General features: G+C 53.8%; 23 protein-coding genes. 21 read left to right on the top strand and 2 right to left on the bottom strand.

What is annotated here, in order from left to right:
* The first annotated feature begins 14 nt into the window (after positions 1-14).
* The 16 genes from paaA to JT718_RS05060 all read left to right on the top strand — a co-directional run bounded on the left by paaA (position 15) and on the right by JT718_RS05060 (position 17016).
* Positions 15-974 (top strand): 1,2-phenylacetyl-CoA epoxidase subunit PaaA, encoded by a 960-nt coding sequence (gene paaA / locus JT718_RS05135; RefSeq protein ID WP_205500798.1) that lies wholly within the window; start codon positions 15-17, stop codon positions 972-974.
* Positions 975-1026: 52 nt separating this feature from the next.
* Positions 1027-1317: a 1,2-phenylacetyl-CoA epoxidase subunit PaaB gene (paaB, locus tag JT718_RS05130; RefSeq protein WP_205500797.1), complete on the top strand. Its 291-nt coding sequence runs from the start codon at positions 1027-1029 to the stop codon at positions 1315-1317.
* A 5-nt stretch (positions 1318-1322) separates the two neighbouring features.
* A complete protein-coding gene (gene paaC, locus JT718_RS05125; RefSeq protein WP_205500796.1) occupies positions 1323-2126 on the top strand; it encodes a 1,2-phenylacetyl-CoA epoxidase subunit PaaC in 804 nt (267 codons plus the stop codon).
* A 222-nt stretch (positions 2127-2348) separates the two neighbouring features.
* Entirely contained in the window at positions 2349-2843 is a 495-nt protein-coding gene (gene paaD, locus JT718_RS05120; RefSeq protein ID WP_317195482.1) for a 1,2-phenylacetyl-CoA epoxidase subunit PaaD, read from the top strand.
* Positions 2844-2847: 4 nt separating this feature from the next.
* Positions 2848-3633, top strand: a complete 786-nt coding sequence (locus tag JT718_RS05115) for an enoyl-CoA hydratase-related protein (protein ID WP_205500795.1) — start codon at positions 2848-2850, stop codon at positions 3631-3633.
* Positions 3630-4787: a 3-hydroxyacyl-CoA dehydrogenase NAD-binding domain-containing protein gene (locus JT718_RS05110; protein ID WP_205500794.1), complete on the top strand. Its 1158-nt coding sequence runs from the start codon at positions 3630-3632 to the stop codon at positions 4785-4787. Before JT718_RS05115 ends, JT718_RS05110 begins: the two co-directional genes overlap by 4 nt.
* A gap of 317 nt (positions 4788-5104) precedes the next feature.
* Entirely contained in the window at positions 5105-6310 is a 1206-nt protein-coding gene (pcaF, locus tag JT718_RS05105; protein ID WP_205500793.1) for a 3-oxoadipyl-CoA thiolase, read from the top strand.
* Complete coding sequence (locus tag JT718_RS05100; protein ID WP_205500792.1) at positions 6307-6903, top strand: acyltransferase; 597 nt, start codon at positions 6307-6309, stop codon at positions 6901-6903. The genes pcaF and JT718_RS05100 overlap by 4 nt, the downstream gene beginning before the upstream one ends.
* A gap of 211 nt (positions 6904-7114) precedes the next feature.
* Complete coding sequence (gene paaZ / locus JT718_RS05095; RefSeq protein WP_205500791.1) at positions 7115-9169, top strand: phenylacetic acid degradation bifunctional protein PaaZ; 2055 nt, start codon at positions 7115-7117, stop codon at positions 9167-9169.
* 261 nt (positions 9170-9430) lie between these two features.
* Positions 9431-10198, top strand: coding sequence for an enoyl-CoA hydratase/isomerase family protein (locus tag JT718_RS05090; RefSeq protein ID WP_240336936.1), 768 nt, complete (start codon positions 9431-9433; stop codon positions 10196-10198).
* 71 nt (positions 10199-10269) lie between these two features.
* Positions 10270-10773: a GNAT family N-acetyltransferase gene (locus JT718_RS05085; protein WP_205500789.1), complete on the top strand. Its 504-nt coding sequence runs from the start codon at positions 10270-10272 to the stop codon at positions 10771-10773.
* 139 nt (positions 10774-10912) lie between these two features.
* Positions 10913-12004 carry a glutamate 5-kinase gene (gene proB, locus JT718_RS05080; RefSeq protein WP_205500788.1) on the top strand — a complete coding sequence of 364 codons (1092 nt, stop codon included), beginning with the start codon at positions 10913-10915 and terminating at the stop codon, positions 12002-12004.
* Between the two features lie 93 nt (positions 12005-12097).
* Complete coding sequence (locus JT718_RS05075) at positions 12098-13345, top strand: glutamate-5-semialdehyde dehydrogenase (protein WP_205500787.1); 1248 nt, start codon at positions 12098-12100, stop codon at positions 13343-13345.
* A 94-nt stretch (positions 13346-13439) separates the two neighbouring features.
* Positions 13440-14060 carry a peptidoglycan recognition protein family protein gene (locus JT718_RS05070; RefSeq protein ID WP_240336935.1) on the top strand — a complete coding sequence of 207 codons (621 nt, stop codon included), beginning with the start codon at positions 13440-13442 and terminating at the stop codon, positions 14058-14060.
* Between the two features lie 129 nt (positions 14061-14189).
* Positions 14190-14801: a bifunctional nicotinamidase/pyrazinamidase gene (gene pncA, locus JT718_RS05065; RefSeq protein ID WP_205500786.1), complete on the top strand. Its 612-nt coding sequence runs from the start codon at positions 14190-14192 to the stop codon at positions 14799-14801.
* Between the two features lie 214 nt (positions 14802-15015).
* Complete coding sequence (locus JT718_RS05060; RefSeq protein ID WP_205500785.1) at positions 15016-17016, top strand: tetratricopeptide repeat-containing sensor histidine kinase; 2001 nt, start codon at positions 15016-15018, stop codon at positions 17014-17016.
* Between the two features lie 114 nt (positions 17017-17130).
* On the opposite strand, the gene JT718_RS05055 is transcribed toward JT718_RS05060, so the two are convergent.
* Positions 17131-18603: a nicotinate phosphoribosyltransferase gene (locus JT718_RS05055; RefSeq protein WP_205500784.1), complete on the bottom strand. Its 1473-nt coding sequence runs from the start codon at positions 18601-18603 to the stop codon at positions 17131-17133.
* Positions 18604-18952: 349 nt separating this feature from the next.
* Here JT718_RS05055 and JT718_RS05050 point away from each other — a divergent pair, with 349 nt between their 5' ends.
* From JT718_RS05050 to JT718_RS05030, 5 genes are all read left to right on the top strand, one after another.
* Positions 18953-19288, top strand: a complete 336-nt coding sequence (locus JT718_RS05050) for a hypothetical protein (RefSeq protein ID WP_205500783.1) — start codon at positions 18953-18955, stop codon at positions 19286-19288.
* Positions 19289-19446: 158 nt separating this feature from the next.
* Entirely contained in the window at positions 19447-19809 is a 363-nt protein-coding gene (locus JT718_RS05045; RefSeq protein WP_205500782.1) for a cupin domain-containing protein, read from the top strand.
* Between the two features lie 123 nt (positions 19810-19932).
* Entirely contained in the window at positions 19933-20838 is a 906-nt protein-coding gene (locus tag JT718_RS05040; protein ID WP_205500781.1) for a LysR family transcriptional regulator, read from the top strand.
* Between the two features lie 70 nt (positions 20839-20908).
* On the top strand, positions 20909-22111 hold the full coding sequence (locus JT718_RS05035) for a threonine synthase (protein ID WP_205500780.1): 1203 nt from the start codon (positions 20909-20911) through the stop codon (positions 22109-22111).
* Positions 22112-22300: 189 nt separating this feature from the next.
* Positions 22301-23515: a dipeptidase gene (locus JT718_RS05030; protein WP_240336934.1), complete on the top strand. Its 1215-nt coding sequence runs from the start codon at positions 22301-22303 to the stop codon at positions 23513-23515.
* Between the two features lie 130 nt (positions 23516-23645).
* On the opposite strand, the gene JT718_RS05025 is transcribed toward JT718_RS05030, so the two are convergent.
* Entirely contained in the window at positions 23646-24458 is an 813-nt protein-coding gene (locus tag JT718_RS05025; protein ID WP_205500779.1) for an aminotransferase class IV, read from the bottom strand.
* Positions 24459-24488: the final 30 nt, after the last annotated feature.

The raw sequence follows: 24488 nt of genomic DNA, 5'->3' as shown, positions 1-24488 counted from the left end.
AAGAACCATTGCGTATGGAAACCATCGTTGAAAAATCACTGGAAGAGCAGTTTGAGGCGAAGATCGCGAACGAGATCCGCATTGAACCCAAAGACTGGATGCCGGAGCAGTACCGCAAAACCCTGATCCGCCAGATCTCGCAGCATGCCCACTCCGAGATTGTAGGCATGCTGCCCGAGGGCAACTGGATCACCCGCGCCCCTTCGCTCAAGCGCAAAGCCATCCTGCTCTCCAAGGTGCAGGACGAGGCCGGCCACGGGCTGTACCTCTACAGCGCCGCCGAGACGCTGGGAGCCTCCCGCGACCAGATGATTGCGGATCTGCACTCGGGCAAGGCCAAGTACTCCAGCATCTTCAACTATCCCACCTTGTCCTGGGCCGACATTGGGGCGATTGGCTGGTTGGTGGACGGCGCCGCCATCATGAACCAGGTGCCGCTGTGCCGTACCTCGTACGGGCCGTATGCCCGGGCCATGGTGCGCGTGTGCAAAGAAGAAAGCTTCCACCAACGCCAGGGTTTCGAGATCATGATGACTCTGTGCAACGGCGCGCCCGCCCAGAAGAAAATGGCGCAGGAAGCCTTCAACCGCTGGTGGTGGCCTACGCTTATGATGTTCGGGCCAAAGGACGATGAATCGCCGAACACGGAGCAGTCCATGCGCTGGAAAATCAAGCGGTTCACCAATGATGAGTTGCGTCAGCGCTTCGTGGACATGATGGTGCCGCAGGCCGAGTTCCTGGGCCTCACCGTGCCAGACCCCGACCTGAAGTGGAACGAAGCCAAAAACGGCTACGACTTCGGAGAGGTTAACTGGGAGGAGTTCTGGAACGTGGTGAAAGGCAACGGTCCCTGCAACAAAGACCGTATCCAAACCCGCGTGAAAGCCCACGAGGAAGGTGCCTGGGTCCGCGAAGCCGCCTTAGCCCACGCCCAGAAACGTTCCCAACGCGAAGCCGCCAATCAGGCGAAATAAGCTTAGTGAGTTATTACAATCACTCATTCACTCAATCACACATTCACTCAATATGAGTCAGCAGAAAGAATGGCCCCTCTGGGAAGTCTTCATCCGGAGCAAACAGGGCCTCGACCATAAACACGTAGGCAGCCTCCACGCCGCCGATGCCGAAATGGCCATCCAGAACGCCCGTGACGTGTACACCCGCCGCATGGAAGGGGTGAGCATCTGGGTAGTGGAGTCAAAGCACATCCATGCCTCCAACCCAGACGAGGCCGAGGCGTTCTTTGACCCCGCCAACGACAAAGTGTACCGTCACCCCACGTTTTATGAGGTGCCCGCGGAAATCAAAAACATGTAAGCTGCATGGAATTAGCACATACCACCAATACCGCGGCACAGAACTATTCACCCGAACTTCGGGAGCTGCTTTTCCAGTACACGCTGCAGTTAGCCGATACCAGCCTGATTTTAGGGCATCGCTTGTCTGAGTGGTGCGGCCACGGCCCCATTCTGGAGCAGGACCTGGCCATGGCCAACATCTCGCTGGATCTTCTGGGTGAGACTCGCAGCCTGTACCAATACGCCGCCGAACTGGAAGGACAAGGCCGCACCGAGGATGATTTGGCCTACCTGCGGGAGGCCGTGGAGTACCGGAACCCGCTGCTGGTGGAGCAACCCAACGGCGACTTCGCGGATACCATCCTGCGCCAGTTCCTGTTTGATGGTTTTCACTACCTTTTACTAAAAAAGCTTCAAAACTGCTCTGATCAGCGACTGGCGGCCATCGCTACTAAGTCGTTCAAGGAAGCCAGTTACCACCTCAAATGGAGCTCAGAATGGGTCATCCGCCTGGGCGACGGCACTGAAGAAAGCAAGCGCCGTATTGAGAAAGCCTTGGACCGTCTCTGGAGATACTCCGGGGAGCTGTTCCAAATGACACCCGTAGAGCAGGAACTGCATAAAGCCGGCTTTTTGCCAGATTACGCCCAACTTAAGCAGCAATGGGATGAGCACGTGGCCAAGGTCTTTGCCGAAGCTACCCTGGAAGTGCCGCAGAACGTGTTCATGCAACTAGGCGGCAAAACCGGTATGCACACTGAACATCTGGGGTACCTATTAGCCGAACTGCAGTACCTGCAACGCGCCTACCCTGGCCTGGAATGGTAAACTTTTCCCTCACTCGTCTCTGGCGAGTGTGAGTTATCTTGCGGCCTCTGGCCGCGTTGCGGATCATCCTAATACCAAAGCGGCGAGACGCCGCCCCATAACCCACACTCGCCGGAGACGAGCGAGGAAAATCAAACAATTTAGGCCTATTTTTCTGAAAACTGCCTTAAATCTGAACTAGAAAAGTCTTGTGTCTTGATACCTGATTCGTGCTACCAAATAGTGACAACCCAAGAAGAAAACATCTGGCAACTATTGGAAGAGGTCTGCGACCCTGAGATTCCGGTGCTCAGCATCCTGGACTTGGGCGTGCTGCGGCAGGTACAGGTGCGGGAAGACGGGCAGGTGCAGGTAACCATCACGCCCACGTACTCTGGTTGCCCCGCCATGAACACCATTTCGGCCGATATAAAGCTGAAACTGCTTGCTGAAGGGTACCCCAAGGTGCAGGTTGACCTGCAACTGAGCCCCGCTTGGACCACCGATTGGCTCACCGAGGAAGGGAAACAGAAGCTGGAAGCCTACGGCATTGCCCCCCCGGTAGAACCCAACGGCGACATCCATGCCCTATTCGGGCGAGATACCACGGTGCGGTGCCCGCTTTGTCAATCAGAAAATACCAGACTGGTGAGTCAGTTCAGCTCCACGGCTTGTAAAGCCATGTACCAATGCCAGGAATGCCTGGAGCCGTTCGATTACTTTAAGTGCCTCAAATAAGACTATGAACAACACAGATACCATCCAGTACCGCCTGGAGAACGGAGTAGCCACCATCACGCTTAACCGGCCAAGCGTTTACAACAGCTTCAACCGGGAAATGGCCCTGGCCCTGCAGGATTGTTTGCGGGAGTGCCAGCAAAACGATGAGGTGCGGGCGGTGCTTTTGACCGGAGCCGGCAAAGCTTTCTGCGCCGGGCAAGACCTGGCCGAAGCCAGCGTCCCCGAGAGCCTGGAAATCTCCCAGATTGTGGTGCAGCACTACAACCCCATTGTGCTGTTGATCCGCGAGCTTCAGAAGCCGGTAGTAGCGGCCGTAAACGGAGTGGCCGCCGGGGCCGGAGCCAACCTCGCCTTGGCCTGTGACATTGTGGTGGCGAAGGAATCTGCCTCGTTTATCCAGGCCTTCAGCAAAATAGGTTTAATCCCCGACAGCGCCGGTACCTTCTTTCTGCCCCGGCTTATCGGATTGCAGCGTGCTACTGCCCTCATGATGACCGGCGAAAAGGTTAGTGCGTCTGAAGCAGCAGCCATGGGCATGATCTACAAAGCCTTTACAGATGAATCCTTTGAGGCTGAAGTAAACCAACTGGTGCAGAAACTGGCCCAGATGCCTACCAAAGGTTTTGCCTATACCAAAGCGCTGCTGAACCAGACGTTCCAGAACAGCCTGGAGGAGCAACTGGAGCAGGAAGCCGTGTACCAGCAGAAAGCCGGCCAAACCGCTGACTTCAAAGAGGGCGTGGAGGCTTTCATTCAGAAACGCACCCCAAATTTCACCGGCCAATGAGAATCGGAATCATCGGGAGCGGTGCCATGGGAGCAGGTATTGCCCAGGTTATTGCCACGGCGGGGCACCAAGTGCATTTGCTGGACAAGAACAGCAAGGCCTTGGCGCGCGCGAAACAGGGCATCCAATCAGGTTTAGAGAAACTTGCTTCCAAAGGTAGGCTAACAGAAGAGCAGGCTCAGCGCATTTTCGGGATCATCAATTTCACGGAGGTGTACCAGGATTTCGGCGACTGCGATTTGGTGCTGGAAGCCGTGGTAGAAGACCTGGAGGTAAAGCAGAACTTGTTCCGGGAGGTAGAAATGATTGTAAAACAGGAGTGTACCCTGGCAACCAATACATCGTCCCTGTCTATTGCCGCCATTGCCTCAGCTTGTGAAAAGCCAGAGCGGTTCATCGGAATTCATTTCTTTAACCCTGCCCCGCTCATGCCGTTGGTGGAGGTTATTCCGGCGGTACAGAGCCGTACTGGATTGGCCGAGGAAATCAAACAACTGGTGCAATCCTGGGGCAAAGTGCCCGTGTTGGTGAAAGACACGCCCGGGTTTATTGTGAACCGGGTAGCCCGGCCTTTTTACGGAGAGGCCATCCGGTTGCTGGAAGAGGGAGTGGCAGATGTGGCTACTATTGACTGGGCCATGACTGAACTAGGCGGCTTCAAAATGGGACCTTTCACCCTTATGGATTTTATTGGGCACGACGTGAATTACCGGGTGACCGAATCGGTGTTTACTGCCTTCTTTTTTGATCCGAGGTACAAACCGTCCTTCACGCAGAAGCGCCTGTTTGAAGCCGGGTTCTTCGGCCGCAAGTCCGGAAGAGGGTTCTATGATTACCGTGAAGGTGCCCTGGCACCTGAACCGTTCAGAGACGAAAAGCTAGGCCAATACATCCTCAACCGCATTCTGGTCATGCTCATCAATGAAGCCATAGATGCATTGGCACTGAACGTGGCTTCCAAAGAAGACCTGGAGCTAGCCATGACCAAAGGCGTGAACTACCCCAAAGGACTCTTGACCTGGGCCGATGAATTTGGCTTAGAGAAGGTACTTTCTACCTTAGACGGCCTCTACCACGAATACCACGAAGACCGTTACCGTGCCAGCCCCTTGCTCCGGAAAATGGTGCGGGAGGGAAAGCATTTCTTTAGGTAATAGATAGGCTGAAAGCGATTTAAGGCTACTTTCCTGAAATTAGGGTTGAATCAAATGCATCCCTCGCTCGCCTCTGGCGAGTGTGCGTAATGAGGTGGCCTCTGACCGCTTTGCTAAATAAAAGGGAAGAAATCAAAGCGGCGGGACGCCGCACCATTACGCACACTCGCCGGAGGCGAGCGAGGGTTTATATAGGAAGTACCCGTAGTTAATAAGGTCTAGAAGTTACTTCTGGTCCCTTGAACAGAGCATAAAATAACTTAAAGCCGTACTTTAATTCATCCACTTTAAAGTGAGTTTAAACAGATATAGTATAAATGAACCAAGCCTATATAGTTGACGGTATCCGCACCCCTATCGGGAATTTGGGAGGGGCACTAGCTCCTGTTAGGCCAGATGACATGGCAGCGCAGGTAATCAGGGAATTGATGCGCCGAAATCCTTCCGCAGATCCTGCTGCAGTGGCAGATGTCCTGTTGGGTTGCGCGAACCAGGCTGGGGAGGACAACCGCAATGTAGCCCGTATGTCGCTGTTGTTAGCCGGATTGCCCTTTGAAGTACCCGGGGAGACGGTGAACCGCCTTTGCGCCTCGGGCTTAACGGCAGCAGTTGCGGCTGCTAGAGCCATTCAATGCGGTGACGGAGATCTGTTTATAGCCGGCGGGGTTGAAAGCATGACCAGAGCGCCCTGGGTGATTTCCAAGGCCAGTACTCCCTTCGGGCGAGATGCGCAGATGTTTGATTCCAGCTTCGGGTGGCGGTTTGTGAACCCCAAACTGCACGAACTGTTCGGCACCGATGGCATGGGCGAGACCGCTGAGAACCTGGCCCGCCGGGAGGGAATTACCCGCGAAGACCAGGACGCTTTTGCCGTTTGGTCGCAACAGAAAGCATACCAGGCACAGCAATCCGGTCGGTTAGCCGAAGAAATCATTCCGGTTACTATTCCCCAGAAGAAGGGAGATCCTAACGTAATCTCCGAGGACGAATTCCTGAAACCCGCCACTTCCCTGGAAGGACTTGCCAAACTAAAACCAGCTTTCCATAAAGAGGGCACAGTGACGGCAGGCAATGCCTCGGGATTGAACGACGGGGCCGCGGCGCTGTTGCTTTCCTCTGAGGAAGGCCTGAAGAAGTACAACCTGACTCCCAAGGCTCGCTATGTCTCAATGGGAGTGTCTGGTGTAGAACCTAAGTACATGGGCTTCGGTCCGGTACCCGCCACTCAACAGGCCCTCAAAAGAGCCGGACTTACCTTGAACGACATCGACCTGATCGAAATCAACGAAGCCTTTGCCTCGCAGGTGCTCGCCTGCACCCGCGGGTTGGGCCTAGAGGACCAGGACTCTCGCATCAACCCGAACGGTGGCGCCATTGCCTTGGGCCACCCACTGGGCATGAGTGGAGCCAGAATCCTGAACTCGGCGGCAATTGAGCTGCATAAACAGAACAAACGCTATGCCTTAATCACCATGTGCGTAGGTGTGGGACAGGGCTACGCCGCCATTATTGAACGGGTATGATCTACGAGTTCAACGGCTATATTCCGGTGGTGCATGAGACCGCCTTTGTGCACCCGCAAGCCGCGGTGACAGGCAACGTCATCATCGGGAAGAACGTGTATATCGGGCCTGGAGCCGCCATCCGGGGAGATTGGGGCGAGATCATCATTGAAGACAACTGCAACGTGCAGGAGAACTGCACCCTGCACATGTTCCCCGGCACCAAGGTGCACCTGAAGGAAATGGCGCACATCGGGCACGGTGCCATCATCCACGGCGCAATCATCGGCCGCAACGTGCTGGTGGGCATGAACGCCGTGATCATGGACCGGGTAGAAGTAGGCGATGAAAGCGTTGTAGGGGCTCTCTGTTTTATCCGGGCCGATGAGAAGATTCCGCCTCGCAGTGTGGTGGTGGGCAATCCGCACAAGATCGTGAAAGAGGTAACTGACGAAATGTTGGCCTGGAAAACTGAAGGCACTCAGGTCTATATGCAACTGCCCGCTGACCTGCACGCCACCCTGAAGCCTTGTGAACCGCTCCGCATTGTTCCTGAGAATAGAAAGAAGCAGGCGGTTAGCTACAAGACCTGGAACGAGACGAAAGCACAGTAACACTAAGCTGGTGTTTCAGGCCTGTTTTCCTGAAAAATGGGCTAAAAAGGAATGACATGGTTCGGAAACTTAAATAACCTTGATCATCTGCTACTACCGTTTGCCACAAGATTCTTTCAGGATGACAATAGGGTAAGAAAGCTGGAAAAGGTTTATCGCACTTAGCTACTAAACACTAACAACTAACAATCAGCAACTAACAACTACACATATGACCGCTAAACTGCAGAACTTCGCCATGGGGCAGTGGACGCCCGGCTCCGGCCCGGAAACTGAGATACTGGACGCGGTAACCGGGGAACTGATTTGCCTGGCGCACCCCGGCGGGATGGATTTTGAGGGCATGATGCAGTACGCCCGCAGCAAGGGGAACAAAGCCCTGCGGAAAATGACGTTCCAGGAGCGGGGTCGCATGCTCAAAGCCCTGGCGCTGTACCTCACCGAGCGCAAAGAAGATTTCTATAAACTCAGCTATCGCACCGGAGCGACCCGCGCCGACAGTTGGGTGGACATTGAAGGCGGCATCGGGAATTTGTTTGCTTATGCCTCTTTGCGCCGGCAGTTCCCCGATAAGCCGTACTATGTGGAGGATGAACCGGTGGGCTTGTCGAAGGGCGGTACGTTCATTGGGCATCACCTGCTGGTACCCAAAGAAGGCGTAGCGGTGCACATTAACGCCTACAATTTCCCGGTATGGGGCATGCTGGAAAAGATTGCCGTGAATTTGCTGGCCGGTATGCCCGCCATTGTGAAGCCCGCCACCATCACGGCGTTTCTCACTGAAGCGGTGGTGCGGGAGATCATCAACTCTGGCTTGCTACCTGAGGGGGCTCTGCAATTGGTCACCGGTACCGGTGAGGGCATTCTGGACCATGTGACGTACCAGGACGTGGTAACGTTCACTGGTTCGGCCAAAACCGGACGCATGCTCAAGGCGCATCCCAGACTCATTGAAGAAGCCGTGCCGTTTACCATGGAAGCCGATTCCCTGAACAGCGCGGTATTGGGCGAAGATGCGGTGCCCGGCACCCCAGAGTTTGATCTGTTTATCAAGGAAATCCGGAAGGAAATCACCTCCAAGGCCGGGCAGAAATGTACCGCTATTCGTCGGGCGCTGGTACCGGAAAAGTTGGTGGAAGACGTTCAGATTGCTTTAGGCCGGGAGTTGGCTAAAACCACCATCGGAAATCCTCTGGCCGAAGGCGTGCGCATGGGTTCTCTGGTAGGACGTGAGCAACTCCAAAAACTGAAAGATCAGGTGGCGCAATTGGCGCGGCAAACGCCCATCATCTACGGCGATCTGGACAAAGTGGAACTGGTAGGAGCCGATGCACAGAAAGGCGCGTTTATCTCACCCATCGTGATGCTGAACCAGGACCCGTTCCGCTATACCGATACCCACGAGGTGGAAGCCTTCGGGCCTGTCGCCACGATTATTCCTTATAAAACGCTGGACGAAGCTATTGAGCTGACCAAGCTGGGCAAAGGCTCCTTGGTGTCGTCCATTGCCACCGCGGATGCCGGCATAGCCCAAGAATTTGCTTTGGGGGCGGCCACGCACCACGGTCGTATTTTGGTCCTGAACAACGACTGCGCCCGGGAAAGCACCGGCCACGGATCACCTATGCCTATGCTCATCCACGGTGGTCCTGGCAGGGCTGGCGGCGGCGAAGAAATGGGCGGCGTACGCGGCGTAAAACACTTCATGCAGCGGGTAGCAATTCAGGGTTCCCCAACCATGATCACGGCCATCACCGGCGTGTACCAGCAGGGCGCTCAGCAGATTGAGAAAGATGTGCATCCTTTCCGGAAGCACTTTGAGGAACTGGAGATCTCCGAAACCTGGGTCACCCATAAGCACACCGTGACCGAAGCTGATATTGCCAACTTCGCTAACATCTCCGGGGACCATTTCTACGCCCACGTAGACGCTACCTCGCTGGAAGGAACGCTTTTCACCGGTCGGGTGGCGCACGGCTATTACATCCTTTCCAAAGCCGCCGGTATGTTCGTGGACCCTAAGAAAGGGCCCGTGCTGCTGAATTATGGTTTGGAAAGTTGCCGTTTCACCAAGCCCGTGTATCCCGGTATGACCATCGGGGTAAAGCTGACGGTGAAAGAGAAGATTGGGCAGGAGAAACGCAGCGAAGAAGACATAGCCAAAGGCATCGTGAAATGGCTGGTAGACGTCTATGATGAAACCGGCGAGACTGTGGCCATTGCCACTATTATGACCATGGTGAAGAAGCTGAATCAGGATGGATAATTGCTGAATTGCTTATTGTTATTTGCTTTCAGGTAAAGCCACTATGGCGCGGAAGTTACTTCCGAGACTTTCAAGGTTAGGCACGGAAGTAACTTCCGCGCCATAGGAGGGCCAAAACAAGCCATAGGGGCCAAAATAGCCTAGTAAAAAGTACAAGTCTGTTTAAGGCCTATTTTCCTGAAAACAGCTTTAAAACAGAATACCAGAAGCTACCCATAAACGCTGCTTCTGTAAATGAATCCCGCTAATCCAAGTAAAACTATGACTGAGACAGGTAAAGTAGAGTTTACCGTGAACGAGGCCGGAGTAGGCACTATTTCTTTTTTCCATCCCTCGCATAACTCCTTGCCGGGTGCGCTTTTACAGCAACTTGCTTCTACCATCACGCAAGCTGGAACCCATGACCAGGTAAAAGTAATTGTGCTCAGGAGTGAGGGCGAGCGTACGTTTTGCGCGGGAGCCAGCTTTGACGAGCTTATCGCCATTCAGGACAAAGAACAGGGGCTGGAGTTTTTCTCCGGCTTCGCGAAGGTGATCAATGCCTGCCGCACGTGCCCTAAGATAATTATAAGCCGGGTGCAGGGCAAAGCCATTGGCGGGGGCGTGGGCGTGGCCGCGGCAACGGATTACTGTTTCGCCACGCAGTTTGCCTCGGTGAAGCTGAGCGAGATTGCCGTGGGCATCGGTCCGTTTGTGGTGGGTCCGGCGGTGGAGCGTAAAATAGGGCTATCGGCTTTCTCCCAATTGGCTTTGGATGCCACTGAATTCAGGTCGGCGGAATGGGCGAAGGAGAAAGGACTTTATGCCGAGGTGTTTGAAACCGTGGAGGAAATGGATGCCGCCGTAGAAGCGTTTTCCTTAAAGCTGGCTTCTTACAACCCAGATGCCCTGAAAGCTCTCAAAGAAGTGTTCTGGCAAGGTACCGAACATTGGGACCAATTGCTGGTAGAACGGGCTGGCATCAGCGGTACGTTGGTGTTGTCTGACTTTACGCGTACTTTCATCCAGAGCTTCAAGAAAAAGGTTTAATATAGATAGTCTTCAATTATTTACACCTTCACTTAAATTAAGATCAACTCTCATTTACCTCAATTCATTCAATGGCACCCTCCGGCGTTTCTCTTGATGATATCAGCATCCGTACCTACTTGCAGTCGGGAGACATAGGTTATGTGATCTACCTGCATGGCCTGTTGTATCGGCAGGAATTTGGGTATAGCCTTTCCTTTGAAGCGTACGTGGCGCAGGGCCTGCATGAATTTCATCAGCAGTACACAGATGACCGCAACCGGGTTTGGGTGGCAGAACACAATGGTAAAATGATTGGGTTTCTGTTGCTGATGGACCGGGGCGAGTGGGCGCAGCTGCGGTATTTCATTCCTACTCCCGGCTTCCGCGGCATGGGGTTAGGCAGAAAGCTCATGGTTCATGCCATGGAGTTCCTGACGGAGGCGGGCTACCAAAAGGCTTACCTCTGGACCACCCATGAACAGACCACGGCCATTAAGATGTACCAGCGTTTCGGGTTTGTGTTAAGCGAGGAAAGGGAATCATCTGACTTTGGGAAAACCCTGCGTCAGCAGCGGTATGATCTGCTGCTTTGAGCGGAAGTCTTACCCAATCGTATCTTGACTATCGGCTGGTGTTTTGCTGTTTTTAAGCCAAAAAGACGAAATCTTTTCAAAACTGTAGGGGAAATGAGCAGAATCCTTTAAAATTACTCTTTCAGATGCAGGAAAGAGTATGGCGTTCCTTTACAACAGAATCATAGTTAAGATTGGCTCCAATGTGCTCACGCAGGAAAACGGCCTGCCCGATGAAGCCCGCATGCAGCATTTGGTAGACCAGATTTCTACCCTTAAAAAGCAGAGCAAGGAGGTTATTGTGGTGTCTTCCGGGGCAGTGGCTTCGGGCCGAAGCCTCATTCGCATACCTGACAAAACCGATGCCGTGAGTGCCCGCCAGTTACTGGCTTCAGTGGGCCAGGTGAAACTGATTAACAGCTATTCTGCTTTGTTCAGTCAGCACCAATTGGTGTGCGCGCAGGTGTTGGTCACCAAAGAAGATTTCCGGGACCGGGGCCATTACCTGAACATGAAGAACTGTTTCCAGGTGCTGCTGCAGAACAACGTCATTCCCATCGTGAACGAAAACGACGTGATCTCGGTCACCGAGCTCATGTTCACCGATAACGACGAATTGGCCGGCCTTATCGCCTCCATGCTGAACGCTGATGCCCTGCTGATTCTGAGCAACGTGAACGGCATCTACAACGGCGACCCTAAAGATTCCACCAGCCAGGTCATTCCCGAGATCGATTCTTCCACCACGGGCTTTTCCTCGTTTGTCACCACGCAGCGTTCACAGTTCGGGCGCGGTGGCATGATCACCAAATGCCACATGGCCCGCAAAGTGGCGCAACTGGGCATTGCGGTGCACATTGCCAATGGCAAAACGGAGAACGTGCTGCTGAAACTACTGAACCAGGAACTGGAACACACCCGCTTTATCCCAGACAAAACCGCTTCTGGTAAGAAGAAATGGATTGCGCATTCCGGCACCTTCGCCAAGGGCGTGGTTCAGATCAACGAAGGCGCCAAAGTTGCCCTTTGCCGATCTGAGAAAGCCATCAGCCTGCTGCCCGTGGGCGTGCTGCAGATCCAGGGCGAGTTCCAGAAAGGCGACATCGTGAAGCTGGTGGATGAGCAGAACCAGCAGGTGGGGTTTGGCATTGCCGAGTATGGCTCGGACAAAGCCCTGGAACGGCTGGGCGCGCAGAAGCAGAAACCGCTGGTGCACTATGATTACCTCTTCCTGAACCCCGAAACGGTATAGAATCGCAGCCCTGTTTTTGACCAGTTTTTCGGGAAACGTGGCTAAAACTGTTACGGCCAATTCAATTCCCATCACCCATTCAACGCATAGAAGGTGGAATACCAAGACCTATTAAAACATACCCAAACCGCCAGCCGTACGCTGGGGCTTCTTTCTGCCGAAAAGGTGAACGAAGTGCTGCGCGAGGTTGCCGCCGCCGCTCTGAGCCAAACCGATTATATTTTAGCGGAGAACGAAAAGGATTTGGCCCGCATGGACCCGGCTGATCCCAAGTATGACCGACTGAAACTGACGCCTGGTCGGCTCCAAGATATTGCCAGAGACATAGAGAATGTGGCTGATCTGGTTTCCCCTTTAAATCAAGTGCTGCTGCAGAAAAAGCTACCTAATGGTTTATCTATCAAAAAGGTACGGGTGCCTTTGGGAGTCGTAGGCGTGATCTACGAGGCCAGGCCCAACGTAACGTTTGATGTCTTTTCCCTTTGTTTCAAAACCGGAAACGCTTGTTTGTTGAAAGGCGGCAGCGATGCTGATTTTTCTAACAGAGCCATCATTTCCGTCATTCACAAGGTGCTGGAAAAACAGGGGCTGGATGCCTCCGTGGCTACCTTGCTTCCTGCCGAGCGCGCCGCCACCGAGGCTTTGCTGAACGCCATCGGGTACGTGGATGTGCTGATTCCCCGGGGCAGCCAGTCGTTGATAGATTTTGTGCGGCAGAACGCCAAAGTACCTGTGATCGAAACCGGGGCCGGCATTGTGCATACCTATTTTGATGCCTCCGCTGATCTGGAGAAAGGCCGGAAAGTCATTCACAACGCCAAAACCCGCCGGGTGAGTGTCTGCAATGCTCTGGATTGTCTGCTGGTGCACCAGAGCCGTTTGCCTGATCTGCCTGCTCTGCTATCTTCCTTCGCTGAGTCTCAGGTGGAGGTGTTTGCGGATGGTTCGGCCCATGAGGTGTTAAAAAATTCTTACCCCGCAAGCCTGCTGCACCAGGCCCAGGAAGAGCATTTCGGGACGGAGTTTCTTTCTATGAAAATGGCCGTGAAAACGGTGCCCGATATAAATGCAGCCCTGGAGCACATCGCCCGGTACAGCTCCAAACACAGCGAGGCCATCTTGTCTGAAGACCCTGCCGCCATTGAAACGTTCCTGAACGCCGTAGATGCCGCCGCCGTGTATGCCAATACCTCTACCGCCTTCACCGATGGCGCCCAGTTTGGTTTGGGAGCCGAGATTGGCATCAGTACCCAGAAACTGCATGCCCGCGGGCCTATGGGCCTGGAGGAACTGACCAGCTACAAATGGGTGGTGCGGGGAGACGGGCAGGTGCGGAGCTGATTTTATCTTTTTTTGGTCTGTTTAGCGCAAAACACCCTTAAAACAAAACTTCTATTAAACTATGAATTGGCGGGAGCCAAACCCCTTCACCTGAATGTCTAAGAAAAAACAAGTACTCTGCCTTTCCCTCGGATTGCTCCTGTTCGGGGCGTGTCAATCAGCCAAAACGGTTTCCTTGCCCAAGGTAATTCCGGTAGTCACCAGAGCGCAGTGGGGAGCCATGAACCCGGTGCTGCCCATGAAAACCCACGTGCCGCAGAAAATCACCATCCACCACACGGCCACCAAACAAAACGCCTCCCGTACGGTGCAGGAGAAACTGAAGTCGCTTCAGAAGTTTTCCATGGAGCGCAGCCCCCTTTCTGATGGTCGCATCAAAGAACCCTGGGCCGATGTGCCGTACCATTTTTACATCGCGGTGGATGGTACCATAGGCGAAGGCCGGCAGTTGCAGTACGTAGGCGATTCCAACACGCCCTATGACCCCACCGGTCACGTGCTGATTGTGCTGGAAGGGAATTTCCAGAACGAGAAAGTCTCAGAGGCGCAACTCCAAAGCTTAAAGAGCCTTACGCTGGCTGTTGCCAAACGCTGGAAGATCTCCGGGGACAACATCTCAGGCCACAAAGACAACGCTACCACCGCCTGCCCCGGGGAGGACCTGTACCAATTACTGCCCCAGCTTCGGGAGATGGTTAACAGAGGCAGTATCTGAAGGGCAGTTCTAGCTTAATTCTGGCAAAACAGACCTAAAACCGAAGAGCCACGGCCAGCAGGTTTTGTCCCGTTTTCTCCGTTTCCCGTATTCACTCATTCATTCAACCACTCAATCACTCATTACCACATGAAAGCGCTTCTGCTCATAGATATACAAAACGATTTTATTCCCGGTGGTGCCCTGGCGGTGCCCGAGGGCGATGCCGTAGTTCCCCTTGCCAATGCCTTGCAGCCCCAGTTTGATCTGGTGGTAGCCACCCAGGACTGGCACCCCAGCAACCACAAAAGTTTTGCCTCCCAGCACGAAGGCAAGCAGGTGTTTGAAACCACCCAACTGCAGGGCCTGGAGCAGGTCTTATGGCCCGACCATTGCGTGCAAGGCACGGCAGGAGCGGAATTTTCCCCGGAACTGGAGATGAGCAGGGTAGAGGCCATCTTCCGGAAAGGTACCGACCTCGAAATTGATTCTTACAGCGGCTTCTATGACAACGGACACCTGAAATCTACGGCCCTGGCCGAATACCTACGCGGAAAAGGAGTGAAGGAAGTGTATCTGGTAGGATTAGCCGCCGATTTCTGCGTGTACTTCACCGCGTTAGATGCTTTAATGGAAGGGTTTGCCACATACTTTATTGAAGATGCCACCCGGGCCATCAGCGCCGAAGGATTCGAGAAAGCCAAAGCCGATATGATCCGGAAAGGCGGGCAGGTGATTCAGAGCGCCCAGCTTCTTTCTTAGTTACACTCAAGCACGTGACCACATGCGAGTATTCCGGGCTAACCCCGGAGTGCTCGCATTTATATTTTTAGGCATTGTCTATCACCTATAATCCTTTGCAATGGAATAGTAATAAGGCGGTTCAGGAACTAATCTTAAAATACAAAACTTCTGTTACCTTTAGTACAAGATTATACCTGAATACAAGTACTTACTCAACAATTTTATACTTTTTATGAAGAGAGCAGTTTGTCTCTTACTACTCGTCGCTGGTCAGGTGCAGGCTCAACAAATAAGTATTGACAGCTTACAGGCGCAGATAAGCCGGACAAAGATAGATTCAGCCAAGGTGAGGCTCCTGAATCTCGCCGCGTCCAAGTACATCAATACAGATCCGGTAAAAGCCAGAACCTTAAGTCTGGAAGCAGAGCAATTAGCCTCTAAATCTGACAATGCTAAAGGACAAGCTGCGGCCCTCAATATCATTGGTGTCACCTACTTGCTCACGAGCGAATTAGGTAAATCCTTGTCATTTCATCATCAGGCCCTGAAGCTGCGCCAACAGTTACGGGACACTGCGGGTATCGTGAGCTCCCTCACCAACATAGGCAACGTGCACGTGAGAAATAATGAGCTTCTTAAATCTTTGCACATCTATGCAGAGGCTTTGAAACTAGCCGAAAAAACAGGGGATAAGAAAGGCATGGCCCGGCTCTACAACAATATGGGAGCGGTGTATGAGAATTCAAATCAGCTCCCCAAAGCCCTGGTCTATCTTCAGAAAGCTGCCAAGCTGAAAAGAGAACAGAAAGATACCCTCTCTTTGGCGGCCACGTTGTCGCACATGGGCTCCCTGAGCGTTGCCATGGAAGACCATGCCAAAGGGCTCACGTTCTTGTTGCAGGCGAATGAGGTACAGAAAAGGGGAGGAAACGATTCAGATAGAATCATTACCCTGAGAGAGATTGCCTACGCCTATGATGCGTTGGAAGATTACCCGAGCGCGATCAAGTACGCCGAGGAAAGCCTTGAACTAGCTAAAAAGATGGGGGCTACGCTTCATGTTGGGCTGGCAAGTGGGTTCCTGCATAAGCTCTACGCGGCAAAAAAGCAGTACCCAAAAGCGTACCAATCTTTGCTGGTGCGCACCCATGCCACAGACACGCTCTTTGCCAAACAGCGCCGGAACCTGATGGCAGAGGCCGAAGTCAAGTTTGAGGTAGAGAAAAAAGAACTGGAAAACCTGAAGCTAAAGCTGGAGAAAGAAAAATACCAGCAAGAGGTCCAGTATGAAAAGCTGGTAAAACAAATTGCCATAGGCGTAGGGTTTTCCCTTCTAGCCCTAGCCGGTCTTCTTTTCATCGGATGGCGAAGGGTAAAGAAAAGCAATGCCATCGTTAAGGCAATCAATCAGGAAATTGAAGAGAAGAACCGTGACATCTCCCAGAAGCAGGAAACCTTGGTGTCCCAGTCAAACGTCCTGCAAACCCAGCGCGATGAACTAGAGAAATTAAACACCTTCCAGAAGAAGCTTTTCTCTATTGTTTCGCACGATCTGCGTAGTCCGTTCACTTCTGTGCAGTCCTTGTTTTATCTGGCTGACAAAAATGCCGTTAGCGACCAAGACTTCAAGCGGCTGTTCTATCAATTAGGGAAAGACTATGATAACGCTACTAACCTGCTCAACAACATTCTTGTCTGGTCTAAGAGCCAGATGAACGGTGGTTCAGTAAAGCTGGAAAAACTACCCTTGAAGCCCTTGATTTCAGAAACCATCGAGCTTTTACAGCATAATGCCACTCTTAAAGGCATCCTGCTGCTGCAGAAAGAAACAGAGGAGGTGCAGGTACTTGCCGATAAAGAACGACTGAAGTTTGTAATCAGAAACCTGATTTCCAATGCCATCAAGTTTACCCCGGAAGCAGGCACCATTGAAGTATCGGCAATTGTTTCTGACCAGGAGGTTCAGATAGCGGTGCAGGATAACGGTACCGGAATTCCGCTAGAGGCCCAATCAAAACTCTTTACAGAGGAGCGCTACTCCAGAAGAGGAACTTCCAACGAAAAAGGAACCGGCATTGGCTTAATGCTTTGCAAGGAGTTGCTGGATAGCATGAACGGCACCATCTCTGTACAAAGTGAACCGAAGGCAGGAAGTACGTTTCTGGTGCAACTGCCCAAAGCGCCCCTTGAAGAAACAGAGAAAGAACATGCCCTGAGTCTGGCCTTGAATTAAATAGGAGATAGTTGCAACTGATACTTGCAGTAATCACTCTAAAACAAAGAACCCGTTTTAAGCCTGTTTTACATAAAAGGCCTTAAAACGGGTTCTTTGTTGCTGCTCAAAGGTTTAGGTGGTTTGTGACTCCCGCAGCTGAAGAATGAGCTTGAATTTCTTTTCATGCAACTTCTCTTCCAAACCTACCTTGTAAATGTGCGGGTTCAGGAACCGGCGGTAGGTCTCGTGCAGAAGGCTCAATTGCTGTTTGGTGCGTTCCTGAATAGCCGATAGTTCAGGCGAGGTGTACACTTGTTTCCCGTCCCGGAAAACAGGAACCAGCAGGTCCTGTTGGTTGCAATCTTTCGCGAAGCTTTTCCGCTGGGTGGGATCATTGGGGTGTACCATGGTGGCGGAGGCATTCACCTGAAGCGGCTCAGAATAGATCATGTCGCCCACCAGGGTGTCATTGCGGTAAAACCGTCGCACCTGTAAAATGCCGGGGGTAGAGACTTTAATGAGCTGCTCAGAAAGCTTCAGTTTATAATCCCAGTCTCCGTTTTTCTGGCGCAAAGCGGCCAGTTTGTACACGCCCCCCAGAGCCGGTTGGTCATAGGCGGTCACCAGTTTCGTGCCGATGCCCCAGGTATCAATGCGGGCTCCCTGTAGTTTGAGGCTCTGGATCAGGTTTTCGTCCAGGTCATTGCTGGCCAGGATAGATACCTCGGGGAAACCCGCCTCGTCCAGCATTCTGCGACCTTCAATACTCAGGTACGCCAAATCGCCGGAATCAAGACGAATACCTTTCAATTCGCTGCCTTTCTCCCGCAGTTGCCGGGCTACTTCAATGGCTTTCTTGATGCCGTCCAGGGTGTTGTAGGTGTCTACCAGGAACACAGAATCATCGGGGAACACATCGGCGTAAGCCGCGAAGGCTTCCTGCTCCTCGTCAAATGACATGACCCAACTGTGCGCGTGCGTACCTTTTACCGGAATGTTGTACAACTGACCAGCCAGCATATTGGAGGTAGCCTCCACACCGCCTATGAAAGCCGCCCGCGCTGCGGATAAGGCCCCGTCGGGACCCTGCGCACGGCGCATCCCAAACTCAATCACGCGGTCGCCCTGGGCGGCATCCACAATGCGGGCAGCCTTGGTCGCGATCAGGGTCTGGAAGTTGAGGATGGTGAGCAAAGGGGTTTCCAGAAGCTGACATTGCAGAATGGGGCCTTTGATGCGCAACAAGGGCTCGTTCGGGAAAACCACCGTTCCCTCCGGAATAGCATCTACATCGCAGGAAAATTGTAATTGGCGGAGGTGGTCCAGGAATCCATCTTCAAATAACTGTTGGCCATGGCTGGTTTTGAGGCTTTTGAGATAGGAGAGATCCTGCTCGGTAAACTTCAGGTGCTGCAGCAGGTCAATAGCGTCGGCCAGGCCCGCCACAATGGTGTAACCTCCCTGGAATGGGTTCTTTCTGAAATACAGGTGAAAAACCGCTTCCTGCTCTTCCATCCCTTTTTTCCAGTATCCCTGGGCCATGGTCAGCTGGTACATATCGGTAAGGAGCGCAAGCGAAAGCTGGTAACGTTGGGTGATGTTCATGTTGCTGGTTTGGGTTCTTTTTGAAGAAAACAGGCCGAAAAGCGATTCCCTTCTCCGCCGTTTGCCTCTCTACGCAACAATGATAGAAAACTTTGGGGTGGTTTGCTCTTTTTTACATGCTGGGTGGTGCCGGCGGAGTGTGCAAGGCTCTCCCGATCGGAATTCTTTTAGTTGAATATTTCAAAATTTTCAATAGACGGGACCCTTAAACTAAGGAACAGAATAAGTTTTGCAATTAGAAAAGATATAAATGTAACTTTCTTAAAACCAGAACGTATGCTTTTATAAGCAAAGTGATAAACGCTTCGCTTGTGATGGTAAAAATTAGGGCCCCAAAAAACAGGAAATCATGAAAAAAGACCAGTTATCCACCCTGATTGCCGTTGGTTTCTTCGCTGGTACATTTGTAATAGCGTTTACTTCCAATGACAGCGATATTGCCGCCCTTCGGGTTCTTGTCTACCTAGGCATTGGTTGTTTGCTCTCCATCTTCGCAATCTTCTGGGACAAGCTCTTTGGTGCCCACGCCGCTACCCGCGAGCATCCGCATACCAAGATAGATGCCGTGCTGAATGACGGCGCCAAGTTCTCGCGCGAGTACGGGGATATTTACCTGATGGCCGACCAACTCAAAAAACAGCGCCGCAACCGGCACATTGACTCTATCACGGGCGAGCCCGCCTAACCGCCGCGCTGCCCTTTCGCACTGGTGGCCCAAGGTCACAAAAAGCTTCTCCTTGCCGGAGAGGCTTTTTTTATGTTATGGGGCCGCCCAGCCAAGGCAGAAAGCCCCACAATCCTGCTTACTTTTGTACCTTCACCGGTAAACCAGACAACGCAGCCATGCAGAAAGTAAACCTTGCGGAGAAACTATGCTTATTCTCAGACCACTGGAACCCCCGCGTGGTGGGCGAACTCAACGGGCAGCACGTGAAGCTGGCCAAGTTCAAAGGCGAATTTGTCTGGCACCACCACGACCACGAAGACGAGATGTTCCTGGTGGTGCAGGGCCAGTTTACCATGGAGTTCCACGACCGCACCGTTACCCTGCAGGAGGGCGAATTCCTGATTGTGCCCAAAGGAGTAGAGCACCGGCCGGTGGCCCCGGAGGAAGTGAGCGTTTTGCTGTTTGAACCGGCCACCACCCGCAACACCGGCAATGTACTGGACAGCCCACTCACCCGTTCTACCTTAGAAAACCTGTAAACCAATTGGTTTTAGGGCTGTTTTCATAAAAATGGCCCCAAAACCCCAAGCCAGGCCCCGGTTGCCGTACAGACAGAAGGGGCTTGCCTGCAAGTATCCATTAGCTTTTAACCTTTATTTGGCGTGATCTCGCACAAACATGTAGTCTTCTTGGAAGTGGCCCGGCAGCTTAGTTTTACCAAGGCGGCCCAGGAGCTCTTCATCAGCCAGTCGGCCATCAGCAAGCAGGTGAAGGCCCTGGAGGAGTACTATAAGATGGGTTTGTTCGATCGGAACGGAGCCACGGTAAGCCTAACGCCCGCCGGCAAGCTGCTGCTGCAGAAGCTGGAGCAGGTGAAGGAGCTGCAGAATGAACTGCACGAGGAGTTCAGCCAATTAAACGCCCAGTTCAGTCCGCAGGTGACCCTGGGCCTGGGCGCCAGTACCACCATCTCGCTGTACGTGCTGCCGCCGGTGCTCTCGGCCTATCTTAACCAGCACCCCAACGTGCAGCTGAGCCTGCGCAACCGCAACAGCCAGAACATCCTCAACGCCCTGCTGGACCACGACATTGACCTGGGCATTATTGACGGCATTTACAAGGTGAGCAACGTCACGTACACGCCCTTCCTCACCGATGAGGTCATTGCCGTCTGCTCGCCCCGCAACCCGCTGCAGAAACGCGAGCTGGAGGTAAAGGACCTGTTCCACATTCCGCTGGCCTTGCGGGAATCGGGTTCGGGTACGCTGGCGGTGCTGGAGGAGGCGCTGGAGGCAAAAGGGGTGAAGTTGGCTGATTTGCCCGTGCGCGTGCGGCTGGGCGGCACGGAGGCCCTGAAGAACTTTGTGCGCGCCGATACCTGCCTGGCCTTCCTGCCCCGGCAGGCCGTGAAGAAAGAACTGGCCTCGGGCGAGCTGGTGGAGGTCCAGCTGAAAGACCTGCAGGTATTCCGTAATTTCAACTTCATTCAGCGAAAAGGCACTGAAAACAACGTGCCGTACAAGAACTTCATCAAGTTCATGAAACAGCAGTATTCCATAACGGAATAGCCTATGCCTATTCTGTATTGGCGAAGTTCGGCGGGCCTGCCCAATTTGCCGTGGCACAAACCCCTTAGCCATGGTTACCACGTTAACGTCTACCGCTTCCCAAGTGTCGCACCTTACCTGCTCCCGGTGCGGCCAGCACCATTCCGCCTTCCAGCTGCAATTGGTGTCCACGTGCTGCCAGCTGCCGCTGCTGGCGCACTATGACCTTACCGACGCTCCCTCTAAAGAAAGCCTGGCCGGTCGGCCCGGCACCATGTGGCGCTACCGTGAGGTGTTACCCGTGTTGGCCGAGGAAAACGTGGTGAGCCTGGGCGAGGGATTCACCCCCATGCTTTCCCTGGAGAACCTGGCCACCGCCCACGGCCTGGAAACGCTCCTGCTCAAAGACGAAGGGCAAAACCCAACCGGCTCGTTTAAGGCCCGCGGGCTCAGCATGGCCATCTCTAAAGCCAAGGAACTGGGCGTGAAAGGCTGCATCATTCCCACCGCCGGCAACGCCGGGGTAGCCATGGCCGCCTACTGCGCCAAAGCCGGCTTGGAGGCCGTGGTGGTCATGCCCCGCCACACTCCCAAGGCGTTTCGGGAAGAGTGTGCCTGGTACGGCGCCGAGGTGCACCTCATTGACGGCCTCATCAACGACTGCGCCGCCTTTGTGCGGGAACTGAACCAGGAGGGCCGCTTCCTGGACGTGTCTACCCTCAAAGAACCGTACCGCCTGGAAGGCAAGAAAACCATGGGTTACGAGATTGCCGAACAACTGCAATGGACCTTGCCCGACGTGATCCTGTACCCGGCCGGTGGCGGCACCGGTCTGATTGGTATCTGGAAGGCGTTTCAGGAGATGCTGCAGATGGGTTGGCTGGACGAAGACACCAAATTGCCCCGCATGGTGGCCGTGCAGGCTGAGAACTGCAAACCCTTGGTAGACACCTTCTTCGGTCGGCAGGCCAACGCTCAGCAGTACGTGGGCCAGCCCACCATTGCCAACGGCCTGGCGGTGCCCCGTCCCCTGGGCGAACCGCTCATGCTGCAGGTGCTGCAAGCATCTGCCGGCACCGCCCTCAGTATTACCGAAGAAGAAATGCTGCAGGGCGTGCGGGAACTGGCTAGGAAAGAAGGCCTGTTTGTGGCCCCTGAAGGCGCCGCTCTCTGGATGGCCACCCGCCGCCTACTCCAGGAAAAGCAGATCAAACCCCAGGAGCGCATCTTGTTGCTGAATACCGGCTCTGGCCAGAAGTACCTGGAAAACATGGAGGGCCGGGCTAACGGTTAAACCTTGGGGCTCCAGTATTGCCCTACCGCAGCGGGGCAGGAGTCCCAGGGATGGCTCTCCCTTTTGGGGCTGTTTTCGCAAAATCAGCCCCAAAAGGGAGAGATGCGCAGAAAGGCGCACCGCCAGGGAGGAGGAGTTTAGGCCATTTGGCAGATTTTTAGTAAACTGCTCTGTCAAATAACTTCGCCCATGCCCCTGTTTACCCTGTCCAGAAAGTTAAGCCCTTGGATGCTGGGAGCCAGCGCCCTGCTGGTGTCCTGCTCCCCGTCTTACCAGAGCCTGCACCAGAAAGCCCTGCTCATTGACACCCACAATGATGTGCTGTCGCAGGTGGTCATGGAGGGACATTCCATTGAGCGCGACCTGACCGGTGTGGCGCACACAGATCTGGCCCGCATGCGCAAGGGCGGGGTAGACGTGCAGGTGTTCGCCGTGTTCTGCGATGAGACCTACGGTAACGGCAAGGCCTTCAAGTTCGCCAACCAGCAGATAGATTCCCTGGAGGCCATTGTGAAGCGCAACCCCGATAAACTGCAACTGGTCTACTCGCCGGCCCAAGCTAAACAGGCGGTGCAGCAAAAGAAGATTGCCGCGCTCACCGGCGTGGAAGGCGGCCACATGCTGGAAGACAACCTGGACCACCTTAACCACCTCTACCAGCGGGGCGTTAGGTACCTGACCCTCACCTGGAACAACAGCACCTCCTGGGCCTCCTCGGCGACTGATGAAAAAGCAGGCAGCGGCTTCAAGGGCAAGAAAGGCCTGAACGAGTTTGGCCGTCAAGTGGTGCAGCGCATGAACCAACTGGGCATGCTCGTAGACCTTTCGCACGTGGGGGAGCAGACGTTCTGGGATGCCCTGGCCGTTTCTACCAAACCCGTGCTGGTGTCGCACAGCTGTGCCGCCTCGTTCAGCCCGCACCCGCGCAACCTCACCGATGAGCAGATCAAGGCCATTGGCAAAAACGGCGGCGTGATTCACCTCAATTTCTTCTCAGAGTTTCTGGACAGTGCCTACACCAGGCGCATGGGTACGTTTATGGCCAGGCATGAGGCCGAGATCAAGGAACTGCGCGCGAAAGGCTTGAGCGGAATGGCCTTGCGCGCTGCTCTCTACAAGAAATACCCTCAGGAATCGGCTACCATCAACCCGCCGCTCTCCCTGCTGATCGACCACATTGACCACATAGTGAAACTGGCCGGCATTGACCACGTGGGTCTGGGCTCAGATTATGATGGCATCACCTCGGCGCCCGTAGGCCTGGATGACGTGAGCACCTATCCCTTGATCACCCAAGCCCTGCTGGAGCGCGGCTACAGGAAGAAGGACATTGAGAAAATCCTGGGCGGTAACTTTATCAGAATCTGGGAAGCCAACCAACCCACGGCCGTTGCAAAGAAGTGAGGCAATCGATTTTATGATCGATATAAGCCTTTTACATAAAGCGACTTACCGCTTTATTAATGGCAGGTTGCTTTAAGCTTTATTACCAGAAAATAGGCCTAAAACAGCACGTAAGAAAAGACAGACATTCTTAGAGCAAGGCGCAAACTTCGCTAAAAAGGGCTGCATCTAATTTGAGTTGATGCTCCTGCAAAGAGGCAAGGGGTCTTAGGCCGGTCACGTTCCCCGCGAAAACCAGATCAGCTTCTTCCAGGGCCGATGGCAAGCGCAGCACCTCTGCCACCTGCCACCCGTGCTGCGGGGCTTTCTTGAGTAGGTTCCTGCGCATCACTCCATTAAGGCATCCCGAGGTTAGGGCAGGAGTGTAGAGCGTTTTATCTTTCACCCAAAACAGGTTAGAAAAGGTAAGCTCGGCCAACTGCCCCTCGGGCGAAAGCAGGACCAGGTCATCCAAGCCCCGGCTGGCTTTTTCCCGGCTGGCTACCACATACACCGGCGAGTTGAACCCTTTGAACTGCGAAAAAGGCGAGGGCACCGTATGCACCGTTTGGCAAAGCCCTGCCTGCAGCGGCACCGTGGAAGGCTCCGTTGCAGGATGTGCAGTCACCATCCACTCCACCCGGTCCGTTTGGGGCGTGTACAGGCCTTCACCAGCACGCCAAACCCTCAGTTTTATGCGGGCTAGCGCGCCGCAACGGTTCTGTTGCGCCAAAAGGGCTACCTGCGCGGGAAACTGACCCGCTAGGAGTTCCTGCGGCAAAAGGAGGTGCAGGGCAGTGGCAGCCTCTGCCATCCGTTCCTGGTGCTCGGGCCAATACCGCACCCGGCCTTCCTCTAGGATGAGCGTTTCAAAGAACCCGTCGTTGTACTGAAAGGCCCGGTTGGTGAGCGGCAGCCGCAGTTGGTCTTCTGGAATAAGTTGTCCGTTGTAGAGGAGGAACACCGTTTTAGATTAAGGATTGAGAATCGGGTA

The organism is Rufibacter psychrotolerans (genome assembly GCF_016924645.1).
GTDB classification, from domain to species: domain Bacteria; phylum Bacteroidota; class Bacteroidia; order Cytophagales; family Hymenobacteraceae; genus Nibribacter; species Nibribacter psychrotolerans.
This window is presented reverse-complemented; position numbering and strand designations above follow the sequence as displayed.

What these genes read in the sequence shown, in the direction of transcription:
- paaA (WP_205500798.1), top strand. Translation starts at nt 15, where the DNA reads ATGGAAACCATCGTTGAAAAATCACTGGAAGAGCAGTTTGAGGCGAAG.
- paaB (WP_205500797.1), top strand. Translation starts at nt 1,027, where the DNA reads ATGAGTCAGCAGAAAGAATGGCCCCTCTGGGAAGTCTTCATCCGGAGC.
- paaC (WP_205500796.1), top strand. Translation starts at nt 1,323, where the DNA reads ATGGAATTAGCACATACCACCAATACCGCGGCACAGAACTATTCACCC.
- JT718_RS05115 (WP_205500795.1), top strand. Translation starts at nt 2,848, where the DNA reads ATGAACAACACAGATACCATCCAGTACCGCCTGGAGAACGGAGTAGCC.
- JT718_RS05110 (WP_205500794.1), top strand. Translation starts at nt 3,630, where the DNA reads ATGAGAATCGGAATCATCGGGAGCGGTGCCATGGGAGCAGGTATTGCC.
- pcaF (WP_205500793.1), top strand. Translation starts at nt 5,105, where the DNA reads ATGAACCAAGCCTATATAGTTGACGGTATCCGCACCCCTATCGGGAAT.
- JT718_RS05100 (WP_205500792.1), top strand. Translation starts at nt 6,307, where the DNA reads ATGATCTACGAGTTCAACGGCTATATTCCGGTGGTGCATGAGACCGCC.
- paaZ (WP_205500791.1), top strand. Translation starts at nt 7,115, where the DNA reads ATGACCGCTAAACTGCAGAACTTCGCCATGGGGCAGTGGACGCCCGGC.
- JT718_RS05090 (WP_240336936.1), top strand. Translation starts at nt 9,431, where the DNA reads ATGACTGAGACAGGTAAAGTAGAGTTTACCGTGAACGAGGCCGGAGTA.
- JT718_RS05085 (WP_205500789.1), top strand. Translation starts at nt 10,270, where the DNA reads ATGGCACCCTCCGGCGTTTCTCTTGATGATATCAGCATCCGTACCTAC.
- proB (WP_205500788.1), top strand. Translation starts at nt 10,913, where the DNA reads ATGGCGTTCCTTTACAACAGAATCATAGTTAAGATTGGCTCCAATGTG.
- JT718_RS05070 (WP_240336935.1), top strand. Translation starts at nt 13,440, where the DNA reads ATGTCTAAGAAAAAACAAGTACTCTGCCTTTCCCTCGGATTGCTCCTG.
- pncA (WP_205500786.1), top strand. Translation starts at nt 14,190, where the DNA reads ATGAAAGCGCTTCTGCTCATAGATATACAAAACGATTTTATTCCCGGT.
- JT718_RS05060 (WP_205500785.1), top strand. Translation starts at nt 15,016, where the DNA reads ATGAAGAGAGCAGTTTGTCTCTTACTACTCGTCGCTGGTCAGGTGCAG.
- JT718_RS05055 (WP_205500784.1), bottom strand. Translation starts at nt 18,603, where the DNA reads ATGAACATCACCCAACGTTACCAGCTTTCGCTTGCGCTCCTTACCGAT.
- JT718_RS05050 (WP_205500783.1), top strand. Translation starts at nt 18,953, where the DNA reads ATGAAAAAAGACCAGTTATCCACCCTGATTGCCGTTGGTTTCTTCGCT.
- JT718_RS05045 (WP_205500782.1), top strand. Translation starts at nt 19,447, where the DNA reads ATGCAGAAAGTAAACCTTGCGGAGAAACTATGCTTATTCTCAGACCAC.
- JT718_RS05035 (WP_205500780.1), top strand. Translation starts at nt 20,909, where the DNA reads ATGGTTACCACGTTAACGTCTACCGCTTCCCAAGTGTCGCACCTTACC.
- JT718_RS05030 (WP_240336934.1), top strand. Translation starts at nt 22,301, where the DNA reads ATGCCCCTGTTTACCCTGTCCAGAAAGTTAAGCCCTTGGATGCTGGGA.